This is a genomic window from Vibrio sp. Vb1554, from assembly GCF_033344235.1.
In genome coordinates, this window is the sequence record NZ_JAWPOJ010000023.1 from 1 (window position 1) to 18,032 (window position 18,032).

The window sequence follows — 18,032 nt, forward strand, 5'->3', positions numbered from 1 at the left end:
GGACGGATTCGAACCATCGAAGGCAGTGCCGGCAGATTTACAGTCTGCTCCCTTTGGCCACTCGGGAACCCCTCCAGAGGATTTTTATACTTAGTAAGATGTTTTCCCAACTCATCTCCCAAGTGCGGAGCGAATCATAGCAAACTCGCTCAGGCTGTAAAGCGTTTTTCTTACGTTTTTACGTTGAATGCTGTCTTTTTGGGCAAAGATGGTAGAAAGTCAGCGTTTTGTTTGTCCTTTGAACAGAAGAGAGGCGCGCTTTTTACTTGAATTTACACTACTTGACGTTAAACACCGTATCTACTGATAAACTGTAAGCAGTTTAATGACATAAGTTTATTCGTTTAGAAGTCAATATCATGAGCATGAAAGCCACGTTATCGTTATCTGTTTTAACGCTTTCTATATTACTGAGTTCTCCATCGGTTTGCGCTGCGATGCGAGGAGGCTCAGCGGTTACTGTTGTGACTGAACAAGTAGAAACGCATGAGATCAATCAATCCTTAACTCTTATCGGCAAATTAAAGGCAGCGGAGTCTGTGGTTGTCGCATCGGAAGTCGCTGGCAAAGTGAATCAAATCGCTGTTAAAGCGAATCAAAATGTCCAGCAAGACCAGCTATTAATTAAGTTAGATGACGATAAGGCTCAAGCCGCTTTGATTGAGGCAAAGGCGTATCTAAAAGATGAACAGCGTAAGTTAAAAGAGTTCCAACGTTTGGTTAAGCGGAATGCGATTACTCAAACTGAAATCGATGCACAAAAAGCCAGTGTTGAAATAGCACAAGCGAGGCTTGATGCTGCTCAAGCCAATTTAGCTGACCTCCATATTACTGCCCCATTTTCTGGCACTGTTGGTTTTATCGATTTTAGCCGCGGCAAAATGGTCAGTGCGGGTACTGAACTTTTGACGTTGGATGATCTTTCCGTCATGGAACTGGATTTACAAGTACCGGAGCGCTATTTATCGATGCTTTCTATTGGTATGGAAGTCATCGCTAAAACCAGTGCATGGGGTAGCCAGACCTTTACTGGTCAAGTCACAGGTATTGATACGCGGATCAGTGCCGAAACACTGAATCTTCGCGTGCGTATTGAGTTTGATAATCCAGAAAATCAATTGAAGCCGGGCATGTTGATGAACGCTTCACTAGCATTTCCTGCTATTAAGGCGCCAATCATTCCTGTTCAAGCACTTGAATACTCCGGAACTAAACGTTTTGTATATGTAATTGATGAAAATAACAAAGCTACTCGTCAAGAAGTGTCGCTAGGTGCTCGTGTTGGCAACGAGGTGGTGATCGAATCTGGTGTTGAGATTGGTGACAAGATTGTGGTTCAAGGCATTGTTAACATGCGTGATGGTGTCGAAGTGAAAGAAATTGTCGCGCCACTAAAAGCGAACACCACGGATGTGACACGCAATGACAGTGAATCGGATGAGGAAGAAAACTAATGTTACTGTCCGACGTTTCAGTTAAACGCCCTGTCGCGGCGTTGGTTCTGAGCATGCTGTTGTGTGTGTTTGGCTTTGTGTCATTCACCAAATTAGCCGTTCGTGAAATGCCTGATATAGAAAGCCCAGTCGTTTCTATCAGTACGCGTTATGAGGGTGCATCGGCGACTATTATTGAAAGCCAAATTACCTCCGTTTTGGAAGACCAGCTTTCTGGGATCAGTGGGGTTGATGAAATTAGCTCCACTACTCGTAACAGCATGTCGCGTATCACGATCACGTTTGAGTTAGGTTACGATCTCAACACAGGTGTGAGCGACGTGCGTGATGCCGTAGCTCGTGCTCAGCGCTCGCTACCTGATGAAGCGGATGACCCTATTGTTTATAAGAACAATGGCTCGGGAGAGGCGTCGCTCTACATCAATCTCAGTTCTGCAGAGATGGACCGTACTCAATTAACGGATTATGCCGAACGTGTATTGATGGACCGCTTTAGCCTGATCTCTGGGGTTAGCTCCATTGATCTCTCCGGTGGTTTGTACAAGGTCATGTACGTGAAGCTTAAGCCAGAACTAATGGCTGGACGTTCAGTTACAGCTTCGGACATTACATCAGCTTTGCGAAGTGAGAACCTAGAAAGCCCAGGTGGTGAAGTTCGCAACGACTCAACAGTAATGTCCGTGCGTACGGCTCGTACTTATAACACGCCTGAAGATTTTCAATATCTTGTCATTAAACGCGCAAGCGACAATACACCTATCTATTTAAAAGATGTAGCAGATGTCTTCATTGGTGCAGAAAACGAAAACTCAACCTTCAAAAGTGATGGTGTAGTAAACATCAGTCTTGGTGTGGTACCGCAGTCAGACGCAAACCCGTTAGAAGTAGCGAAGCTGGTTAGGTCTGAAGTCGATAACATCCAGAAGTTCTTACCAGAAGGTACACGTCTTGCGATAGATTACGACGCGACAGTGTTTATCGAGCGTTCAATCGAAGAGGTGTACAGCACGCTATTTATCACAGGCGGCTTGGTGATTTTGGTGTTGTACATTTTCATCGGCCAAGCTCGTGCAACCTTAATTCCTGCGGTTACGGTTCCTGTTTCTCTGATTTCTTCGTTCATTGCCGCGTACTACTTTGGGTTTTCTATCAACTTGATCACCTTGATGGCGTTGATATTATCGATTGGTTTGGTGGTGGATGACGCAATTGTGGTTGTAGAGAATATCTTCCACCATATTGAACGCGGTGAATCGCCATTACTCGCCGCATATAAAGGCACAAGAGAGGTTGGTTTTGCTGTTATAGCAACAACATTAGTGCTGGTGATGGTGTTCTTACCGATCTCCTTTATGGATGGCATGGTAGGTCTACTATTTACAGAGTTTTCTGTATTGCTGGCTATGTCGGTCATATTCTCCTCTTTGATTGCCCTGACGCTGACTCCTGTATTAGGTAGTCAGATTTTGAAAGCGAATGTAAAACCAAATCGATTCAATGAAGCGGTTGATCGCTTGTTTAGCAAGCTTGAGAGTGGTTATCGCGCATTATTGAAAGGCGCATTGAAAGTACGTTGGGCTGCTCCGCTGGTGATTCTAGCTTGTTTGGGCGGTAGCTATTTCTTGATGAATCAGGTACCGGCCCAGCTGACCCCACAAGAAGATCGCGGTGTGATATTCGCGTTTGTGCGCGGTGCAGATGCTACGTCATACAATCGTATGTCAGCCAATATGGATATTGTCGAAGACCGATTGATGCCATTACTAGGGCAAGGTTATCTGAAGTCATTCAGTATCCAAACGCCAGCGTTTGGTGGCCAGGCAGGAGACCAGACAGGCTTTGTGATCATGATTCTAGAAGATTGGAACGAACGTGATATCACGGCTCAGCAAGCCCTTAACAAAGTACGGAAAGAATTGGCAGGTATCCCAGATGTTCGAGTGTTCCCATTTATGCCAGGTTTCCAAGGTGGTTCGAGTGAGCCAGTTCAGTTCGTATTAGGCGGCTCTGATTACGATGAGCTCGTTGTTTGGGCTGAAATGCTAAAGAACAAAGCAGAAGAATCACCAATGATGGAAGGAGCAGAGATAGATTACTCGGAAAAAACGCCTGAGTTATTGGTTACAGTTGACCGACAGCGTGCCGCAGAGCTAGGAGTCAGTGTTCAAGACATTTCTGACACCCTAGAAATCATGCTCGGTGGTAAAAGCGAAACGACTTATGTTGAGCGTGGCGAAGAGTACGATGTGTATCTTCGCGGTGATGAAAATAGCTTTAATAATGCTGCAGATTTAAGTCAGATTTATCTGCGCACGAATAGCGGTCAGCTAGTGACGTTAGATGCGGTCACAAAAATTGAAGAAGTGGCGGCCTCTATTCGTCTTTCTCACTACAACAAACAGAAGTCCATCACTATTACTGCCAACCTGTCGGAAGGTTATACATTAGGAGATGCGCTGGATTACCTAGACCAGGAAGCCATCGACAACTTACCGGGTGACATTTCGGTGAGTTATTCGGGGGAGTCGAAAGACTTTAAAGAGAACCAAGCGAGTGTTGCTGTTGTGTTTGCATTGGCACTGCTAGTGGCGTATCTCGTGTTGGCGGCTCAGTTTGAAAGCTTCGTAAACCCGTTAGTGGTCATGTTTACGGTGCCGATGGGTGTATTTGGTGGCTTCCTTGGTTTAGTTATTATGGGCCAAGGTATGAACATTTATAGCCAGATCGGCATGATCATGTTGATTGGTATGGTGACGAAAAACGGTATTTTGATCGTAGAATTTGCCAATCAGCTACGTGATCGTGGCGTTGGGTTTGAAAAAGCGATCATTGATGCAGCTGCGCGACGTCTACGTCCAATCTTGATGACTGCGTTTACCACACTTGCTGGCGCAATTCCGTTGATCGTATCGACAGGGGCGGGTTATGAGAGCCGTATTGCCGTGGGTACGGTAATCTTTTTCGGGATGGGGTTTGCGACATTGGTGACCTTGTTTGTTATCCCGGCAATGTACCGATTGATTTCGGCGAAAACACAAGCACCAGGTCATGTAGAAGCAGAGTTAAACAAAGCAATTAGCCATGATACGAAGGGCCGTATAGCGCACCCTTAAATCAAACGTTAAAACATAAAAGCCGAGGTAATAACCTCGGCTTCTCTTTATCGGTTTAAAGTTAGCTCGGAAGCGTTCGATTAGAAGCGTTTCCCTAGGCTGATTTGTACACCTTCGTAGCTGTCGTAAAAATCTTCAAAACCCATATCCGCGACATTATAAATGTACTCTGCGCGTAACCAGATATCTTTGCTCATATCCCAATGGACACCAGCACCGATGTTGAATAGCGCGCCTGAATCATCTGTGACTTTTTGTTCGTTTGGAACATACATTTCAGCTTGAGTGCCAAGCGCAGTTACGCGACCAAACAGTGACAGCGGCGTATCGCCTAAGTCATCACTTGTTACAACAGCAGACATACCTGCTTGGTAATAGTGAAGATCTAAGTCAGTTTTTAGAGCATCGTTCTTAAGTTCATTTTGTGAATAGCGCAGAACCCCTTCAAACGCGAGGTATTGGTTTATATGGTAACCCCAGCCAACTGTGATATGTGGTGTTGACCACTCATTGTCTCTATCCGAGCCGAAATACGGTGTATCAAAACCAACGTTACCAGTACCCAGATAAAAATAAGATTGATGAGCTTGTTCTTGAGCAGCTAAAGTTGGCACGCTAATGGTCAAGGCAGACAATAATAGAATGGCGTTTTTCATAACTAGACGATAACCTTGGTAAAAGACCGTTGTAATGATTTGTTTAAATGTTAATTTAATCAATAGGATGGATGGTAATTATCATATCAGCTTTTATCAAAGGTAGTGATTTTAGAATGGGAATTGTTGCGCTAAAGCATACTTCTTACTCATGACTACCGACTAACTAGATATGGTGACGAAAGCTAGCTAAATAAGAGAGAAGGAAAGGAAAGTGGCTGAATTCAAATACAAAAACTTGACTCAAGAAGAACAAGATAAGTTAGACGCGGCGACATTTCGCCGTTTATTGGCGCATTTAGATGCTAACAAAGACGTACAAAACATCGACCTGATGATCCTTGCGGGCTTCTGTCGCAACTGCTTTAGCAAATGGTATAAATCTGAGGCTGAAAATCTCGGTTTGGATTTAGATATTGATGACGCTCGCGAACGTGTTTACGGCATGACTTACGATGAATGGAAACAAAATCATCAACCAGCGGCAACGCCAGAACAATTGGCTGCGTTTGAAGCGCGCCAGAAAAAGTAAAACCCAGCGATAAAAACAGCCCACATGAAGTTGGGCTGTTTTTTTTTAAAGTCCAGTTTGCACGTTAAGCGTTAGTTGAGCCGCAACAAGCTGGCTCAACGCAACCTTTTGCTTGAATGACTTCGAGTTGAGCTAAGTAAGGTTGAATATCGCCGATGTTCTCTTTTACCCATGTTAAGTCATAATACGTATCTAGGTAACGCTCTCCAGAATCACATAGAAGCGTCACGATAGAACCCTTCTCACCGCGTTGTTTCATCTCACAAGCCAATTGCAGCACACCGTAAAGATTGGTGCCTGTTGATGCGCCGACTTTACGCCCAATCAGCTGAGATACCCAATGGGCGGTTGCCACACTGGCTGCGTCTGGAATTTTGCGCATTTCATCAATGACACCAGCAATAAAACTTGGTTCGACACGTGGTCGCCCGATACCTTCAATTTTGCTGCCAGTATCGCCTTTCAATGAGTGATTTCCTGACTGGAAAGCATCGTAAAACACTGAGTTTTCAGGGTCTACCACGCAAAGCTTAGTGTCGTATTTTTGGTAACGAATAAAACGGCCAATGGTTGCTGATGTGCCGCCTGTTCCAGGACTCATCACTACCCAGCTAGGAATCGGGTGATCTTCTAACTCCATTTGGCTAAAGATAGAGTTCGCGATGTTGTTGTTACCGCGCCAGTCAGTAGCGCGTTCAGCATAAGTAAACTGGTCCATGTAGTGACCATTTAGTTCTTGAGCCAAGCGTCGAGACTCGTCATAAATCTGATCTGATCGTTCAACAAGGTGCGCTTTACCACCGTAAAATTCAATTTGTTCGATCTTTTTACGTGCAGTGGTTTTCGGCATGACGGCAATGAACGGTAAGCCAAGTAAACGCGCAAAATACGCTTCCGAAACGGCAGTGCTGCCTGAGGACGCCTCGATTACAGTGGTTTCAGGACCAATCCATCCATTACAAATAGCATAAAGAAACAATGAGCGCGCCAATCGATGCTTAAGAGAGCCTGTTGGATGCGTGCTCTCATCTTTTAGGTAGATATCGATACCATCAAGAGAAGGCAGTTCAAGTTTAAATAAATGAGTATCAGCAGAACGTTGAAAGTCTGCTTCAATTTTACGCACTGCATTGTTGATCCAGTTGTGGTCAGTACACATGGCGTCTCTCCTTGGAAATCGATAGATAAGCATTAGATGGGAATAATTTACCTATAATACGAGAGAAAAACTTTGCTATAGTTGCCGGTAATGACTATTTTTATAGAAAAGTTTTCTACACTTCGTGGGTTTTATAGGATGAGTTTGGATCGGGTCGATAAACAGCTGCTTGCGTTGTTACAAACCGACAGCACCTTGTCATTAAATGAGTTAGCAGAGCAGGTAAATCTGACAACGACGCCATGTTGGAAGCGTTTGAAAAGGTTGGAAGAAGAGGGCTACATCGAAAAACGCGTGGCGTTGTTAAGTACAGAAAAGCTCGAGCTATCTTTCATTGCATTTGTTCAGTTAAAAACGATTGATCATTCCGAAGGTTGGTATCACCATTTTGTTACAACTGTGAGTGACTTTCCTGAGGTAATGGAGTTTTATCGTATGGCTGGCGAGTATGACTACATGATGAAAGTACTAGTCAAAGATATGAAGTGTTTTGACGAATTCTATAAGCGGTTAGTTAATAGCGTAAAAGGGCTATCTAATGTGACTTCAACATTTGCTATGGAGTCCATTAAATACACAACAGAGTTACCAATCCTAAAATAACTCGCCCTATAAGAATTCTATCTAATGTTAATTCTACCTTTTAGTATTTTAAATGTTAAAAGGTAGTTTGATTATGCTTTTAAAACTATTTCCTACCAGATTTTTATAAATATAAACGATATTTATTCTCTCTTCTATTTTTCATTAACCATTTGTTTTTGCAGTCCATTAATCCTATACATCATAACGAAAGAAAAAATAACGCAATTTTTTCTCTTTCTTTTTCATGTTTTATTTTATTGAATATTAATTTTTACTAAATTAATGGAAGAGTTTGATTTAAACGTTTGCTTTTTGTGTTTTCATGTAATTTGGTCGCTATTTTTGATTATTTGTTTTTAGGATTAATACAGTAGCAATTACTTAAGTAATAAAGTACTCAAAAATGGGGATAGTGATTAATAAAACATCGTATTATTATCGCCCCATCTTGTATGTAACAAAGTATTACTAAAAATGAACAGAAATTACTATTTGCTTTTTCTCGCAGCTTTACTCGCTGGCTGTGGCGGTGGGGGAGACTCTAAGCCGAACAATACGAAGACACCAACTACGATAACAAAGCAGAACCGTCCGCAATTAAAAGTGGAAGACACGGTGTTGAAGTTTGAAGGAGTGGGAACGGTTACTGAAGCAAAACTGAGCAATGTACATGGGTCGGTATCTTACCAAGTCATTGATTCTAATCCGCCAAATGTCGTGAAAATTAATGACTCAGGAATACTACAAATTCTGCGCCCAGGAACGGCGACTATTCTTGCTACAGATAGTAGCTCTGCTTATGAATCTTCTGAAGCAAGATTTTCTGTCACTGTAGAGCGAGGCATCAATACTGAACTTTCAGTGAGTGATCTGAATTTCAATGCGATTGAGTCAGAAGGAAAAGCGTTGATCGTCCGTGGCCAAAAAGGCGAACTGAGTTATGAGGTAGAAAGTGGTCATAACTTGATTCGTGTTGATGAGAACGGTTCGGTATATTCATTAGGTTCAGTTGGTCAGGCATCGGTGCTGATTACTGATTCAGGTAACGACTTTTACTTGCCGAAACAAGTTCGCGCTACGGTTAAACTGCATGCAGTAGCTCCGGGGCAATTACAGTTCGCTTTGCTTGAAGACGAGTATCGAGAAGGGTTGACGTTAGAACCAGTGCGTCTAGATAAAGCTCAAACGCAACGTATTTCTTACAAAATTATAAATAGCGTACCAGACAGCAAGGTGGCCGAGTTGCTAGATCCTGAAACGGGCTTGCTTCTTGTTCATAATGTTGGTCGATTAACGGTTGAAGCGACTGCAACTTACAGCGACGCGTTTCTGGATAAACAGCAAACAGCGCAATTTTTTGTGGATATAAAACAAGGCAAGCGTCAAGAAATCAGCGCAGCGGATATCGTCACAACTTATGAGGAAGGTGGACGAATTTTCCCTAAGGTGACGAACGCCTACGGTGACTATGAGCTGAGAATCATTCGTGGTGAAGACGTTGTCGCTAAAACTGAAAATGGTGAAGCATTACTGATCAAAGGTGTTGGTGCTGCTGAAGTGGAAATTTACGAGCATGACATGCGTAATTATCCTGCAAGCAAAACTCGTTTTGATCTTGAAGTTAATCGCGCGCCTCATCCCGTTATAAAAGACATTGAAATGCCGCTTACCTATCAACCAAATCTTTCAATCCCTCTGACGTTTAAAGGGCAAAAAGGTAACGTAAATCTAGTTAGCAGCTTACCTAATGGCTTACGAATGACTGACGGCAAGTTGGAGGTAGTGACTGCGGGTGAGTACGACCTTAAGTTTGAAGACGATGGTGGGGAGTTCTACCAACCTATTCAATTTAATGTCGTCATCAAAGTTGCAAAGGCTGAAGGCCAACCGATGGCAACGCACGATTATGACGTTGTATACAGCAACAAATACAGTTTTGATCTTCACCGTGATTTTGGTTTGAGTGCTGACGAGCAAATTGAGATTGTAGATAACACCGCACCAGATGTTGTCGGTGGTTTTAGTGAAGGACGTCTCCATGTGTATAAAGCGGGTAAAGCGACGCTAACTGTGCGCAGAAAAGAGAGCGCGAATTATACCGTTGGTCCTGATCAAAAAGTCTACGTGACAATTTTGAGCGCGCCGAGCCGAATTGAAGTTCAATCCGATGTGGAAGAGATTTGGAAGGTTGGCCAAACATTTGTTGCGCCGAAAATCTCTGGTACGGTTGGGGAAGTTACGTACCGATTTGCAGACAACGCAGCAATAGATGTGGTTTCCTTAAACAGCCAAACGGGTGCCATGCAAATTCTTAACGCGGGTAGCACAAAAATTATTGTTTCGGATGCGGGGGACGACAAAGTGGATCCGGGTGAAAGTAGTTTCTCGGTCACGATTAAACAAGGCACAAACCCGGTATCGGTTACTTACCCAACGGTAGAATTCTCCGCTGGTAGTGTTATCTCACCAGTGATGAGTGGTGGGATTGCGAAGGCAAGTTACCGTCTTATTAACCAAAAAGACCCTGTGGTCGAGCTAGTTTCTCCTGATACAGGGCGTTTGAAAATCCTGCATGCAGGCACGTACCAATTAGAGGTTACCCTTACTGGGCGCAACTACAAAGCTAAAACAATCGTCGTAAATGGCACTATTAACAAAGCGAATCACCCTGGTTTAAGTGCTTCTACAATGAAGGTGGAATTTGAACCATTTAAAAAGGTTAAGCTAGACTTTGGTACACCAATAGGAAACCGCAGCTATCAAATATCCAGCTCAACAATTAAAGGAGTCGCTTCATTAGATGTTGATAAGGAAGAGCTGACGTTACTTGATCTCCCGCCAGTAAAAAGACGTTGGATTTCTCTCGACATTTCGGAAGGAGAATCTCGAGATTACAAAGCGTTGGAAAGTAAGAAAGTCCAGCTGTATCTAAGCTTTGCAGATGAAGGTGTTGCGGATCAATATACATTGCTTGAAACTGAACAAACAGTATTGTTTAGCACGCTAAATGCACGTGAGTTTTCTAACTTAGAAGAAAGTGAGTTTGGTTTGATGAACGTTCGTTCAGTGCGTGAGCCAACGGACGAAGAATTGAAATTATACGGCAAAGGTAAGATTGCACTACTTGCATTCAAGCCGGTGGGTAACGATGACCCAACTCTAATAAAAGGAGCGTGGGTACACTTAGCTCGATTTGATGGATGTACATCAGAGCTGTTCGAAGATGATCTCAAGCCTTTTGAAGCAATTGACTATGATGACCCAGGATACTGCACCAGCGGCAGCACGATTCGTATGACTCGGTTCTTAATAATTGATGACTCGAAGATGGAAAAGGTAGAGTATGAGTTAGTAGCACCTGTGATTACTTACCGTCGTGGGGTTCGTGAATTTTTAGCAACGAATAAAGGTGGATTCTATGCCGACCCAAATGTCATTTACGGGAAAGGCGAATATGGTTACCCGAAATCACTTTACGAATGGTCGGTTGTTAACATGAAGTATCAACCAAATTAATCATCGTTTGATACCCATTAAAAAAGGAGTGCGGAACAGCACTCCTTTTTTCGTCTAGCGAACACGAGCTATTTCGTGTAGCGCATCACCCCTTCTTGCACGGCGGTCGCCACTAAGTGACCTTGCTGGTTGTATATTTCGCCACGGACCAACCCACGAGTATTGCTCGCCGTTGGGCTCTCTATCGCATATAGAAGCCATTCATCCATCTTAAACGGGCGATGGAACCAGATAGAGTGGTCAATGGTGGCCACTTGAAAGTTAGGCGTCATTAATGAGACTTCATGTGGATGCATTGCTGTTACAAGGAATCCCCAATCGGATGCGTAGGCCAGAAGGTACTGGTGAATTAGCTGATTCTCTGGCATTTCACCATTAGCACGAATCCAAAGGTACTGTTTGGGTTCTGCTTTTTTGGGCTTCAAAGGGTTGATAACCGTAACGGGGCGAGTTTCGATTGGCTTTTCCCCGCAAAATGTTTTGCGTAAGCGTTTGGGTAGAAATTCTGCAATATGGCTTGCGAGCTCACTCTCTGAGGCAAAGTTTTCTGGACCAGGGATATCTGGCATTTCTTTTTGATGATCAAACCCAGGTTGATCGCCATGGTAGGATGCGGTTAGGTAAAAAATAGGGCGTCCATTTTGAATTGCCTTTACGCGTCTAGTGCTAAAGCTACGGCCATCTCTCAGATTTTCTACATCATAAATAATAGGTTTTTCTGGATCGCCAGGGTACAAAAAATAGCTATGGAAGGAGTGTACCGTGCGTGTTTCTTCAACGGTGTAGCGCGCAGCAGAAAGCGCTTGCCCAATTACTTGACCGCCATAAACTTGAGGCAAACCTAGGTTTTCACTTTGGCCACGAAACAAGCCTTCTTCTAATTTTTCGAGTTGTAGTAGGCTGAGCAATTCTCGTAGTGGTTTACTCATTGTGTCTCCTCACCGTTGTCTTTCATTCCAAGTTACCTCAACAGCCTCACTCTTGTGAAGTGGCATAGTTAAGAACTATTGAGTAACTTAGAAATAGTATTGTTCCAATTATGAAACAAAATCAATTGTTTGATAAATTCTAACTCAGTCAAACTATTGTCAAATAAAGTGACAGGAAGCAGACAGTTTTATATTCCACACCTATAATTGCTTCGGTTTAATGCTCTTTTCGAGGAATATATGAAAAAAACACTACTACTTGTTACTTCTCTACTCTTTGGGGCTGCGTTAGTGGGTTGCCAAACTTCTCAAAATACAGAAATGGAATCTACAGAAGCGTCAATGAAGACGATTACAGGTACAGTGGCTTATCGCGAGCGGATTGCCTTGCCACCAAACGCAGTGGTTACTATTGCGTTAGAAGATGTGTCCTTGGCGGATGCGCCAGCAAAAGTGTTGGCGAAACAGACATTCGAAACGGAAGGTAAGCAAGTTCCTCTTTCTTTTGAGTTGAGTTACGACAGCAATGAAATCAAACCAAACCATCGTTACAGCGTTCGTGCTCGCATTGAGGTAGATGGAAAGCTGCGTTTTATCAGCGACACACATAACGGTGTTATTACAGATGAAGCACAAACTCACCAATTAGATATTCGTCTAGTTGGAACACGTTAATACGACGTACTGAGAACAAAAAATGGCAGCTTAAGGCTGCCATTTGTATTTTTTAAGTGAAGTTTTGCCAACTTCCGAGACTTCAATCCCTTCTGCTTCTAATTTCTTTTTTTGTCGCTCTAAGTCTCTGCCTTTTAAAGATATTTTTCCTTGGCTATTTACCACTCTAAACCAGGGGAGTTTGCTGTCTTCTGGTAGGTTACCCAGTGCTTTACCAACATGTCTCGCATAGCCCGGATAACCGGCCATTTTTGCAATTTCCCCATAGGTGGAGACTTTTCCTTTTGGAATTTGGTGAATTACAGCAAAGATTTGCGCTAAAAATTGGTCCATACTCAAAAGTGTCTATTTTGGATTACTAAGGAATGGTAAACCATTGGACTTGTATATTGCTAACGGTTCTTAACCCTTGTGTTGTCAGCGACTCACTTTGAAGAATTACATTTTCTGTTCTTTAGTGTCGTTGGTTGATGAGCCTTAAACAGCATGAAGCAAACGCAAGCTAAGCTTGAATCTAGACCCTCTCAACGACTTTCAATCCCAGTTTTTGCCGTTGAGTTACCAAGTAGGTGGGGAAGCCAGGAGGCGCTATGATTTTATCGACACTTCAATTTTTCGTTACGACCTTACTCGCTGTTGTCTGCGTTCGGGCGATGAGTTTGAGCGAGGGTGACATTCCCGTTCTTGCACTTATGATCCCCGCGCTGTGGGTTCTGCCACAAGGTGGGTTCGCTGGCTTAGTATTGCTGGGCGCGATGATGGCTTTTGGTGCGACACTCTCAATGCAGCCAATTGCTTTGTCGGTTGGTGTTTTGATCCTTTTCCCACTTTTAATGGTGGTGTTTTCTCGTAGAAGCTCTTTAGGCGTGTTGCTCACCGCTGGTCTTATTGTACTTACACTGCAAGTTGGTCTTATGGTCACACAGCAAGGCGGTAAGCTGGATGGGTCTGCTTGGGTTACAGTGGTTCAAACCATTGCGGTTATGGCGATGTGGTGGTCGGCTGCGCATTGGACGCCATCCAATAAACACAGCTGGTGGCCGTTGTTTTTGTTGCTCCCATTGTGGATTGCAGGCCTACCGTACGCCGTTCTTATGGCGTTAAGTTTGACGGGAATGTTAGCGTCAATGGAAGCACTTGCGAAGCTTCAACATACCATTCGTTGGAGCAAATTATTATGTTGGACATTGCCGACTGTGGGTTTTGCCGCTTTAGTCGTCAGCCCGACCACGGATGTGCCAAACCCTGTTTTCGTGGTTTGGATCTGTTTGTTAGGGACGGCTTGGATGACTGACTATATTTTACGTAGTAGCGATGAACAGGCTGAATTATGAATTTTTAGTCAGGTAAAAAGTGACATGTGCGGCAGAGTATCGAATTGGTTGTGGAACAAAATGGAGATTAGTATATGTTCTTCATTTCATATTTACTACACTTCCAATAATAATAACCACAATATAAGTGGTTGATTTAAGATAAGTTTGTCATGACAACTTTTGCTCGAACACTGTTGCTTTTTGCATGTTGCCTCTTGAGTTTGAATGTAAAAGCCGAAGCCCCTTTAATTGCTCATTATAAAGTCGCGAGTGAAGCGGATGATGTCGTCACTCGTGTTCTTTTCAATGCTGCTTCAAAGGAGTTTGGCTTTACCGTTCAATACGTGAACTACTCCAGCTTTGATGCCATTCTAAATTCAGTAGCGAATGGGGAAGCGGACTTTGCTGCGAATATCACTTACACACAAGAACGTGCTCAACGTTTTAGTTATTCCCGCCCAACAAATATCGAATATACCTACCTCTTTGGTTTAAAAGATTCGACGTTGAGTGACATTTCGCGTGTTGGCGTCCCCAAAGATACAGTTTATGCCCAATTACTTAAACAACACTACCCTGAGCTAGAACAGATCTCTTATCAAGGTCACGAACAAGCAGTAACACTGCTACGTTCAGGTGCTGTGGATGGCGTTGTCGATGCCATTAACCAGCTCAAGCCGATGCTGATGGAGGGGTTTGACGCCAAGATGCTCAATGATCAGATTTCGATAAAGCCCGTATCCATCATCAGTAAAAAAGATCATCATCTTGAAGAGTTGGACACGTTCGCTACGTTTATTCACGGGGAAGCGGTGCAAAAGCAGCTTCGCGAAGAAATTTCCCAGTATCAATTTGAATTAAGGCGAGCAGCGTTGCGTGATTCTATTCGTTTATTACCCCTTGATTTTAATGAACCAATACGGATTAAGCTCGAATCTATCTTTCCATATGTTGTATACAACGCAGATGGTAGTGTCGAAGGGATGACGGCTGATGTAGTCCTGAGAAGCTGTGAGATCTTGGCTTTAAACTGCTTGATCATTAGTGAGCCTGGTGAAAGCTGGGGTTCTATGTACCATGAGTTTATCCAAGGTAATTTCGAAATTTTGGCGCCGTTAACGGTCAGCCGTGAGCGGCGCGCATTTAGCTACTTTCCAAAGCCCCATTACGCGCCAGCATCGGTGATGGTCAAGCGTTTAGGTTACAAACCGAGCACATACTCTCATGTTTCACAGTTGATATCTGAGCGGATTGGCGTAGTTAAGGATGACTTTTTCGATCAAATGATGACGCAACTGTTACCGCTAAAAGAACTCAAACGTTATCGTACCCAACAAGAGCTCATTCAGGGGCTACTAAATGAAGAAGTCGATTACATTCCGATGGATACGGCGATGCTCAATCATTTTTTACGTCTCAGTGAATTGGTTCCGATAGAGCAGGATACCGCTATTGGCGAGTTTTATGAGTCACAACTCTCTGTTGGATTGGTCGCGAATGAAAAAGGAGCCATGCTTGCGCCTTTCTTCAGTCGAGCGATAGCGATGTTAGAAGTTGATAAGATCATTGCTCAGTACGATGTACGCCCAGATTGGCGTACCGCACTTGAATATGAGATTCGATTAGCGACGCAAACACAAGCTGTGTTTATCTTTGTATTATTGTTTGCTATTTGTGTTTCGCTTTATCTTTACCGTCAATCGAACACTGACAACTTAACAGGGTTAAGGAATCGTCGTGCGTTGCAAGTAAAGTATCGAAAAGGAGTAAACAAAGATCTATCCATACTTTACTTAGACATTAATCATTTCAAACGAATCAATGACACTTATGGGCATCGCGCTGGGGACGAAGTTTTACAACTACTGGCACTAAAAATTCATTATGTCTGGTCGGGAAGATGTTATCGAATTGGAGGGGATGAGTTCATATTACTGGGTTATCCTACGCAAGCCGAGTTAACTAGAGCAATGAGAGAGCTCAGTAGAATCGATGTGAAAGGCAAATTATGTAGTGATTTGGAGTCTATAAGTATCTCTATTGGTTTCTCTGCAAAAAGGGAACGGCACATGAGCTTAGAGCAAGCGATGCATTTGGCTGATGAAGACATGTACATGAGTAAGCAGTCCTCACGGCACGACTCCTCTTATCGTGACTGCACGGTTTCATCATAAAGGAATGAATTGATCGAGTTTTGTTCAAACGGTAATGAAATGATGAAATTCAAGGTTTTTGCTCTTGCATTATGAGAGCTGATACTGAATAATCGCCCCATCGATTGAGGCAAGACCTCTCGAAAAGAATTATGGGGCTCTGGTCCTCTCGCAACAATAGCTCGTGAACTCGGTCAGGTCCGGAAGGAAGCAGCCGCAGCGTGTGACTTGTGTGCCGGGATGTGGCTGGGGTCCCACCCTTTGAAAGCCCTGCGTTATCGCAGGGCTTTTTTCGTTTTTGAGCCTTCTTTTATTTTGGCTACGCTTGGTGTTCAACGTCTTCTGATGATCAAGCTTCTTGAGGTTATTTAGGTATAATTTATAATCTCATCCGCTTGATACCGAACTGTCGTGAAGATTGTTTAGGGTACACTCGCCGAATAACCATTTTCACCTGGGATACTTTAATGATTTCAAAAAACCAATTAAAACTGCTTCGTGCTTTAGGTCAAAAGAAACAGCGTAAAGCGCATGGCTTATTCCTAGTTCAGGGTGAAAAGAACGTACTAGAGCTAGCAAGTAGTTCATTGAAGGTGAAGCAGGTTTTTGCAACAGCGGCATTTCTCGAACAAAATGCTGGTACGCTAAATCGTTTTGATTGTGTTGAAGCATCGCTTGATGAATTGACCAAAGCGAGCACGCTTGTGAGCAATAATGCGGCCATTGCTGTGGTTGAAATTCCGAGTGTAAAAGAGCCTCAAGCGAAAGGCTTGATGATTGCGCTAGATGGTGTATCCGACCCTGGTAATCTAGGTACGATTATTCGTGTTGCAGACTGGTATGGCATCAAGCACATTATTGCGAGTACAGATTGTGCTGATCCTTATAATCCTAAAACGATCAGTGCGACCATGGGCAGCTTTGGCCGCGTACAAGTGAGTTTGGTGGATTTGCCAAGTTACTTGGAACACGCCAAATTGCCAGTATATGGCGCGTTTTTGGAAGGAGAGAGCGTTCATAAAACGGATTTCGCTGCTGAAGGTATTTTGTTGATGGGCAGCGAATCTCATGGTGTGCGTGAAGCCGCAGCAAAATTCGTGACAGATAAGATCACGATTCCGGCGTTTGGCGGTGCCGAATCACTGAATGTCGCGATGGCGACTGGCATTATTTTAGACAACATGCGCCGCCAACATAGCTAACGCAACAATTACATAATAACAAAGCCAGTCAATTGACTGGCTTTGTTGTATTTTGCCTAGAAAAATCAGCCTGGCTGAATCTTGCGTTTAACGAAATACAGTGAATGTTGTTCGGTGAGTTAATTTTGTTTTAGTTCAATAGGCTGTGCCTATAAATAAAATTACTCCTTTCCATTTAGTAAAATCAGGAAATTAGGCGACACTTATCTAAAGGCCGCAATAAAATGCCCTTAAGGAGATAAGAATGCATTCATTAAAAGTAAAAGATTACATGACGTTGCAAGCGGTGACTTTCACGAAAGATATGTCACTTTCGGCAGCTTTAAACAAAGTAATGCAAAGTGTCACACTAGGTGGCCCTGTCATTGATGAAAATGAAAAAGTGGTTGGGTTTTTATCGGAGCAAGACTTATTAGATAAGTTGGTGAAAGCAAGTTATCACTGCCAAGATACACATACGGTACAAGAGTGTATGCATGATGATGTCTTATCTGTTTCTCCAGAAATGTCAGTAATTGAACTGGCTGACATGATGAAAGTTGGAAAGCCGAAAATGTATCCAGTGGTGGATGGCAAAGGTAAGTTGGTTGGTGTTATCACAAGAAGAGACGTGCTGCGTGCCATCGGAATGACATTAAATGAGTGTTTTAAGCATCCCGTTTAACCTCTCTGTTTAAATTTTACGGAATATTGCTTTTAAACTGGTTTGGAAAGACGCTTCGGCGTCTTTTTTATTTTCTAT

14 protein-coding genes, 1 tRNA gene and 1 other RNA gene are annotated in these 18,032 nt (G+C 43.2%); 11 read left to right on the forward strand and 5 right to left on the reverse strand.

The window, feature by feature from the left end; genetic code table 11:
• Nucleotides 1-67: transfer RNA gene (locus tag R8N28_RS17560), tRNA-Tyr, on the reverse strand.
• 292 nt (nucleotides 68-359) lie between these two features.
• Between R8N28_RS17560 and R8N28_RS17565 the strand changes: the two genes are divergently transcribed.
• Both R8N28_RS17565 and vmeF read left to right on the forward strand, forming a co-directional pair.
• Nucleotides 360-1,454, forward strand: coding sequence for an efflux RND transporter periplasmic adaptor subunit (locus tag R8N28_RS17565; protein ID WP_005378593.1), 1,095 nt, complete (start codon nucleotides 360-362; stop codon nucleotides 1,452-1,454).
• On the forward strand, nucleotides 1,454-4,567 hold the full coding sequence (gene vmeF, locus R8N28_RS17570) for a multidrug efflux RND transporter permease subunit VmeF (RefSeq protein WP_065274283.1): 3,114 nt from the start codon (nucleotides 1,454-1,456) through the stop codon (nucleotides 4,565-4,567). Before R8N28_RS17565 ends, vmeF begins: the two co-directional genes overlap by 1 nt.
• Nucleotides 4,568-4,647: 80 nt before the next feature.
• Here vmeF and R8N28_RS17575 read toward each other — a convergent pair whose 3' ends face one another.
• Complete coding sequence (locus R8N28_RS17575; RefSeq protein ID WP_065274284.1) at nucleotides 4,648-5,223, reverse strand: porin family protein; 576 nt, start codon at nucleotides 5,221-5,223, stop codon at nucleotides 4,648-4,650.
• 214 nt (nucleotides 5,224-5,437) lie between these two features.
• Here R8N28_RS17575 and R8N28_RS17580 point away from each other — a divergent pair, with 214 nt between their 5' ends.
• Nucleotides 5,438-5,755: a DUF1244 domain-containing protein gene (locus R8N28_RS17580; protein WP_005378586.1), complete on the forward strand. Its 318-nt coding sequence runs from the start codon at nucleotides 5,438-5,440 to the stop codon at nucleotides 5,753-5,755.
• 64 nt (nucleotides 5,756-5,819) lie between these two features.
• On the opposite strand, the gene R8N28_RS17585 is transcribed toward R8N28_RS17580, so the two are convergent.
• Nucleotides 5,820-6,914, reverse strand: coding sequence for a PLP-dependent cysteine synthase family protein (locus tag R8N28_RS17585; RefSeq protein ID WP_005389952.1), 1,095 nt, complete (start codon nucleotides 6,912-6,914; stop codon nucleotides 5,820-5,822).
• A 138-nt stretch (nucleotides 6,915-7,052) separates the two neighbouring features.
• On the opposite strand from R8N28_RS17585, the gene R8N28_RS17590 reads away from it, so the two are divergent.
• Together R8N28_RS17590 and R8N28_RS17595 are read left to right on the forward strand one after the other, a co-directional pair.
• Nucleotides 7,053-7,517 carry an Lrp/AsnC family transcriptional regulator gene (locus R8N28_RS17590; RefSeq protein ID WP_017820003.1) on the forward strand — a complete coding sequence of 155 codons (465 nt, stop codon included), beginning with the start codon at nucleotides 7,053-7,055 and terminating at the stop codon, nucleotides 7,515-7,517.
• A 456-nt stretch (nucleotides 7,518-7,973) separates the two neighbouring features.
• Nucleotides 7,974-11,015 carry a D-Tyr-tRNAtyr deacylase gene (locus R8N28_RS17595; protein ID WP_065274285.1) on the forward strand — a complete coding sequence of 1,014 codons (3,042 nt, stop codon included), beginning with the start codon at nucleotides 7,974-7,976 and terminating at the stop codon, nucleotides 11,013-11,015.
• A gap of 68 nt (nucleotides 11,016-11,083) precedes the next feature.
• Here the strand turns inward: R8N28_RS17595 and tesB are convergent, their stop codons facing one another.
• Entirely contained in the window at nucleotides 11,084-11,944 is an 861-nt protein-coding gene (gene tesB / locus R8N28_RS17600) for an acyl-CoA thioesterase II (RefSeq protein ID WP_005378575.1), read from the reverse strand.
• A gap of 240 nt (nucleotides 11,945-12,184) precedes the next feature.
• Here tesB and R8N28_RS17605 point away from each other — a divergent pair, with 240 nt between their 5' ends.
• A complete protein-coding gene (locus R8N28_RS17605) occupies nucleotides 12,185-12,619 on the forward strand; it encodes a YbaY family lipoprotein (RefSeq protein WP_005378572.1) in 435 nt (144 codons plus the stop codon).
• A 30-nt stretch (nucleotides 12,620-12,649) separates the two neighbouring features.
• Here the strand turns inward: R8N28_RS17605 and R8N28_RS17610 are convergent, their stop codons facing one another.
• A complete protein-coding gene (locus tag R8N28_RS17610; RefSeq protein ID WP_033905036.1) occupies nucleotides 12,650-12,952 on the reverse strand; it encodes a DNA base-flipping protein in 303 nt (100 codons plus the stop codon).
• Between the two features lie 257 nt (nucleotides 12,953-13,209).
• On the opposite strand from R8N28_RS17610, the gene R8N28_RS17615 reads away from it, so the two are divergent.
• From R8N28_RS17615 to R8N28_RS17635, 5 genes are all read left to right on the forward strand, one after another.
• Nucleotides 13,210-13,953 carry a hypothetical protein gene (locus R8N28_RS17615; protein ID WP_005389942.1) on the forward strand — a complete coding sequence of 248 codons (744 nt, stop codon included), beginning with the start codon at nucleotides 13,210-13,212 and terminating at the stop codon, nucleotides 13,951-13,953.
• A 152-nt stretch (nucleotides 13,954-14,105) separates the two neighbouring features.
• Entirely contained in the window at nucleotides 14,106-16,109 is a 2,004-nt protein-coding gene (locus tag R8N28_RS17620; RefSeq protein WP_065274286.1) for a GGDEF domain-containing protein, read from the forward strand.
• Nucleotides 16,110-16,246: 137 nt separating this feature from the next.
• An RNA gene (ffs, locus tag R8N28_RS17625) (signal recognition particle sRNA small type) lies at nucleotides 16,247-16,343 on the forward strand.
• Between the two features lie 212 nt (nucleotides 16,344-16,555).
• Complete coding sequence (locus tag R8N28_RS17630; protein WP_005378485.1) at nucleotides 16,556-17,290, forward strand: RNA methyltransferase; 735 nt, start codon at nucleotides 16,556-16,558, stop codon at nucleotides 17,288-17,290.
• Nucleotides 17,291-17,534: 244 nt separating this feature from the next.
• Complete coding sequence (locus R8N28_RS17635) at nucleotides 17,535-17,954, forward strand: CBS domain-containing protein (protein WP_005378483.1); 420 nt, start codon at nucleotides 17,535-17,537, stop codon at nucleotides 17,952-17,954.
• Nucleotides 17,955-18,032 lie beyond the last annotated feature (78 nt).

Excerpts from the sequence above, each read along its gene's own strand:
- R8N28_RS17565 (WP_005378593.1), top strand. The coding sequence starts at position 360 with ATGAGCATGAAAGCCACGTTATCGTTATCTGTTTTAACGCTTTCTATA.
- vmeF (WP_065274283.1), top strand. The coding sequence starts at position 1,454 with ATGTTACTGTCCGACGTTTCAGTTAAACGCCCTGTCGCGGCGTTGGTT.
- R8N28_RS17575 (WP_065274284.1), bottom strand. The coding sequence starts at position 5,223 with ATGAAAAACGCCATTCTATTATTGTCTGCCTTGACCATTAGCGTGCCA.
- R8N28_RS17585 (WP_005389952.1), bottom strand. The coding sequence starts at position 6,914 with ATGTGTACTGACCACAACTGGATCAACAATGCAGTGCGTAAAATTGAA.
- R8N28_RS17590 (WP_017820003.1), top strand. The coding sequence starts at position 7,053 with ATGAGTTTGGATCGGGTCGATAAACAGCTGCTTGCGTTGTTACAAACC.
- R8N28_RS17595 (WP_065274285.1), top strand. The coding sequence starts at position 7,974 with ATGAACAGAAATTACTATTTGCTTTTTCTCGCAGCTTTACTCGCTGGC.
- tesB (WP_005378575.1), bottom strand. The coding sequence starts at position 11,944 with ATGAGTAAACCACTACGAGAATTGCTCAGCCTACTACAACTCGAAAAA.
- R8N28_RS17605 (WP_005378572.1), top strand. The coding sequence starts at position 12,185 with ATGAAAAAAACACTACTACTTGTTACTTCTCTACTCTTTGGGGCTGCG.
- R8N28_RS17610 (WP_033905036.1), bottom strand. The coding sequence starts at position 12,952 with ATGGACCAATTTTTAGCGCAAATCTTTGCTGTAATTCACCAAATTCCA.
- R8N28_RS17615 (WP_005389942.1), top strand. The coding sequence starts at position 13,210 with ATGATTTTATCGACACTTCAATTTTTCGTTACGACCTTACTCGCTGTT.
- R8N28_RS17620 (WP_065274286.1), top strand. The coding sequence starts at position 14,106 with ATGACAACTTTTGCTCGAACACTGTTGCTTTTTGCATGTTGCCTCTTG.
- R8N28_RS17630 (WP_005378485.1), top strand. The coding sequence starts at position 16,556 with ATGATTTCAAAAAACCAATTAAAACTGCTTCGTGCTTTAGGTCAAAAG.
- R8N28_RS17635 (WP_005378483.1), top strand. The coding sequence starts at position 17,535 with ATGCATTCATTAAAAGTAAAAGATTACATGACGTTGCAAGCGGTGACT.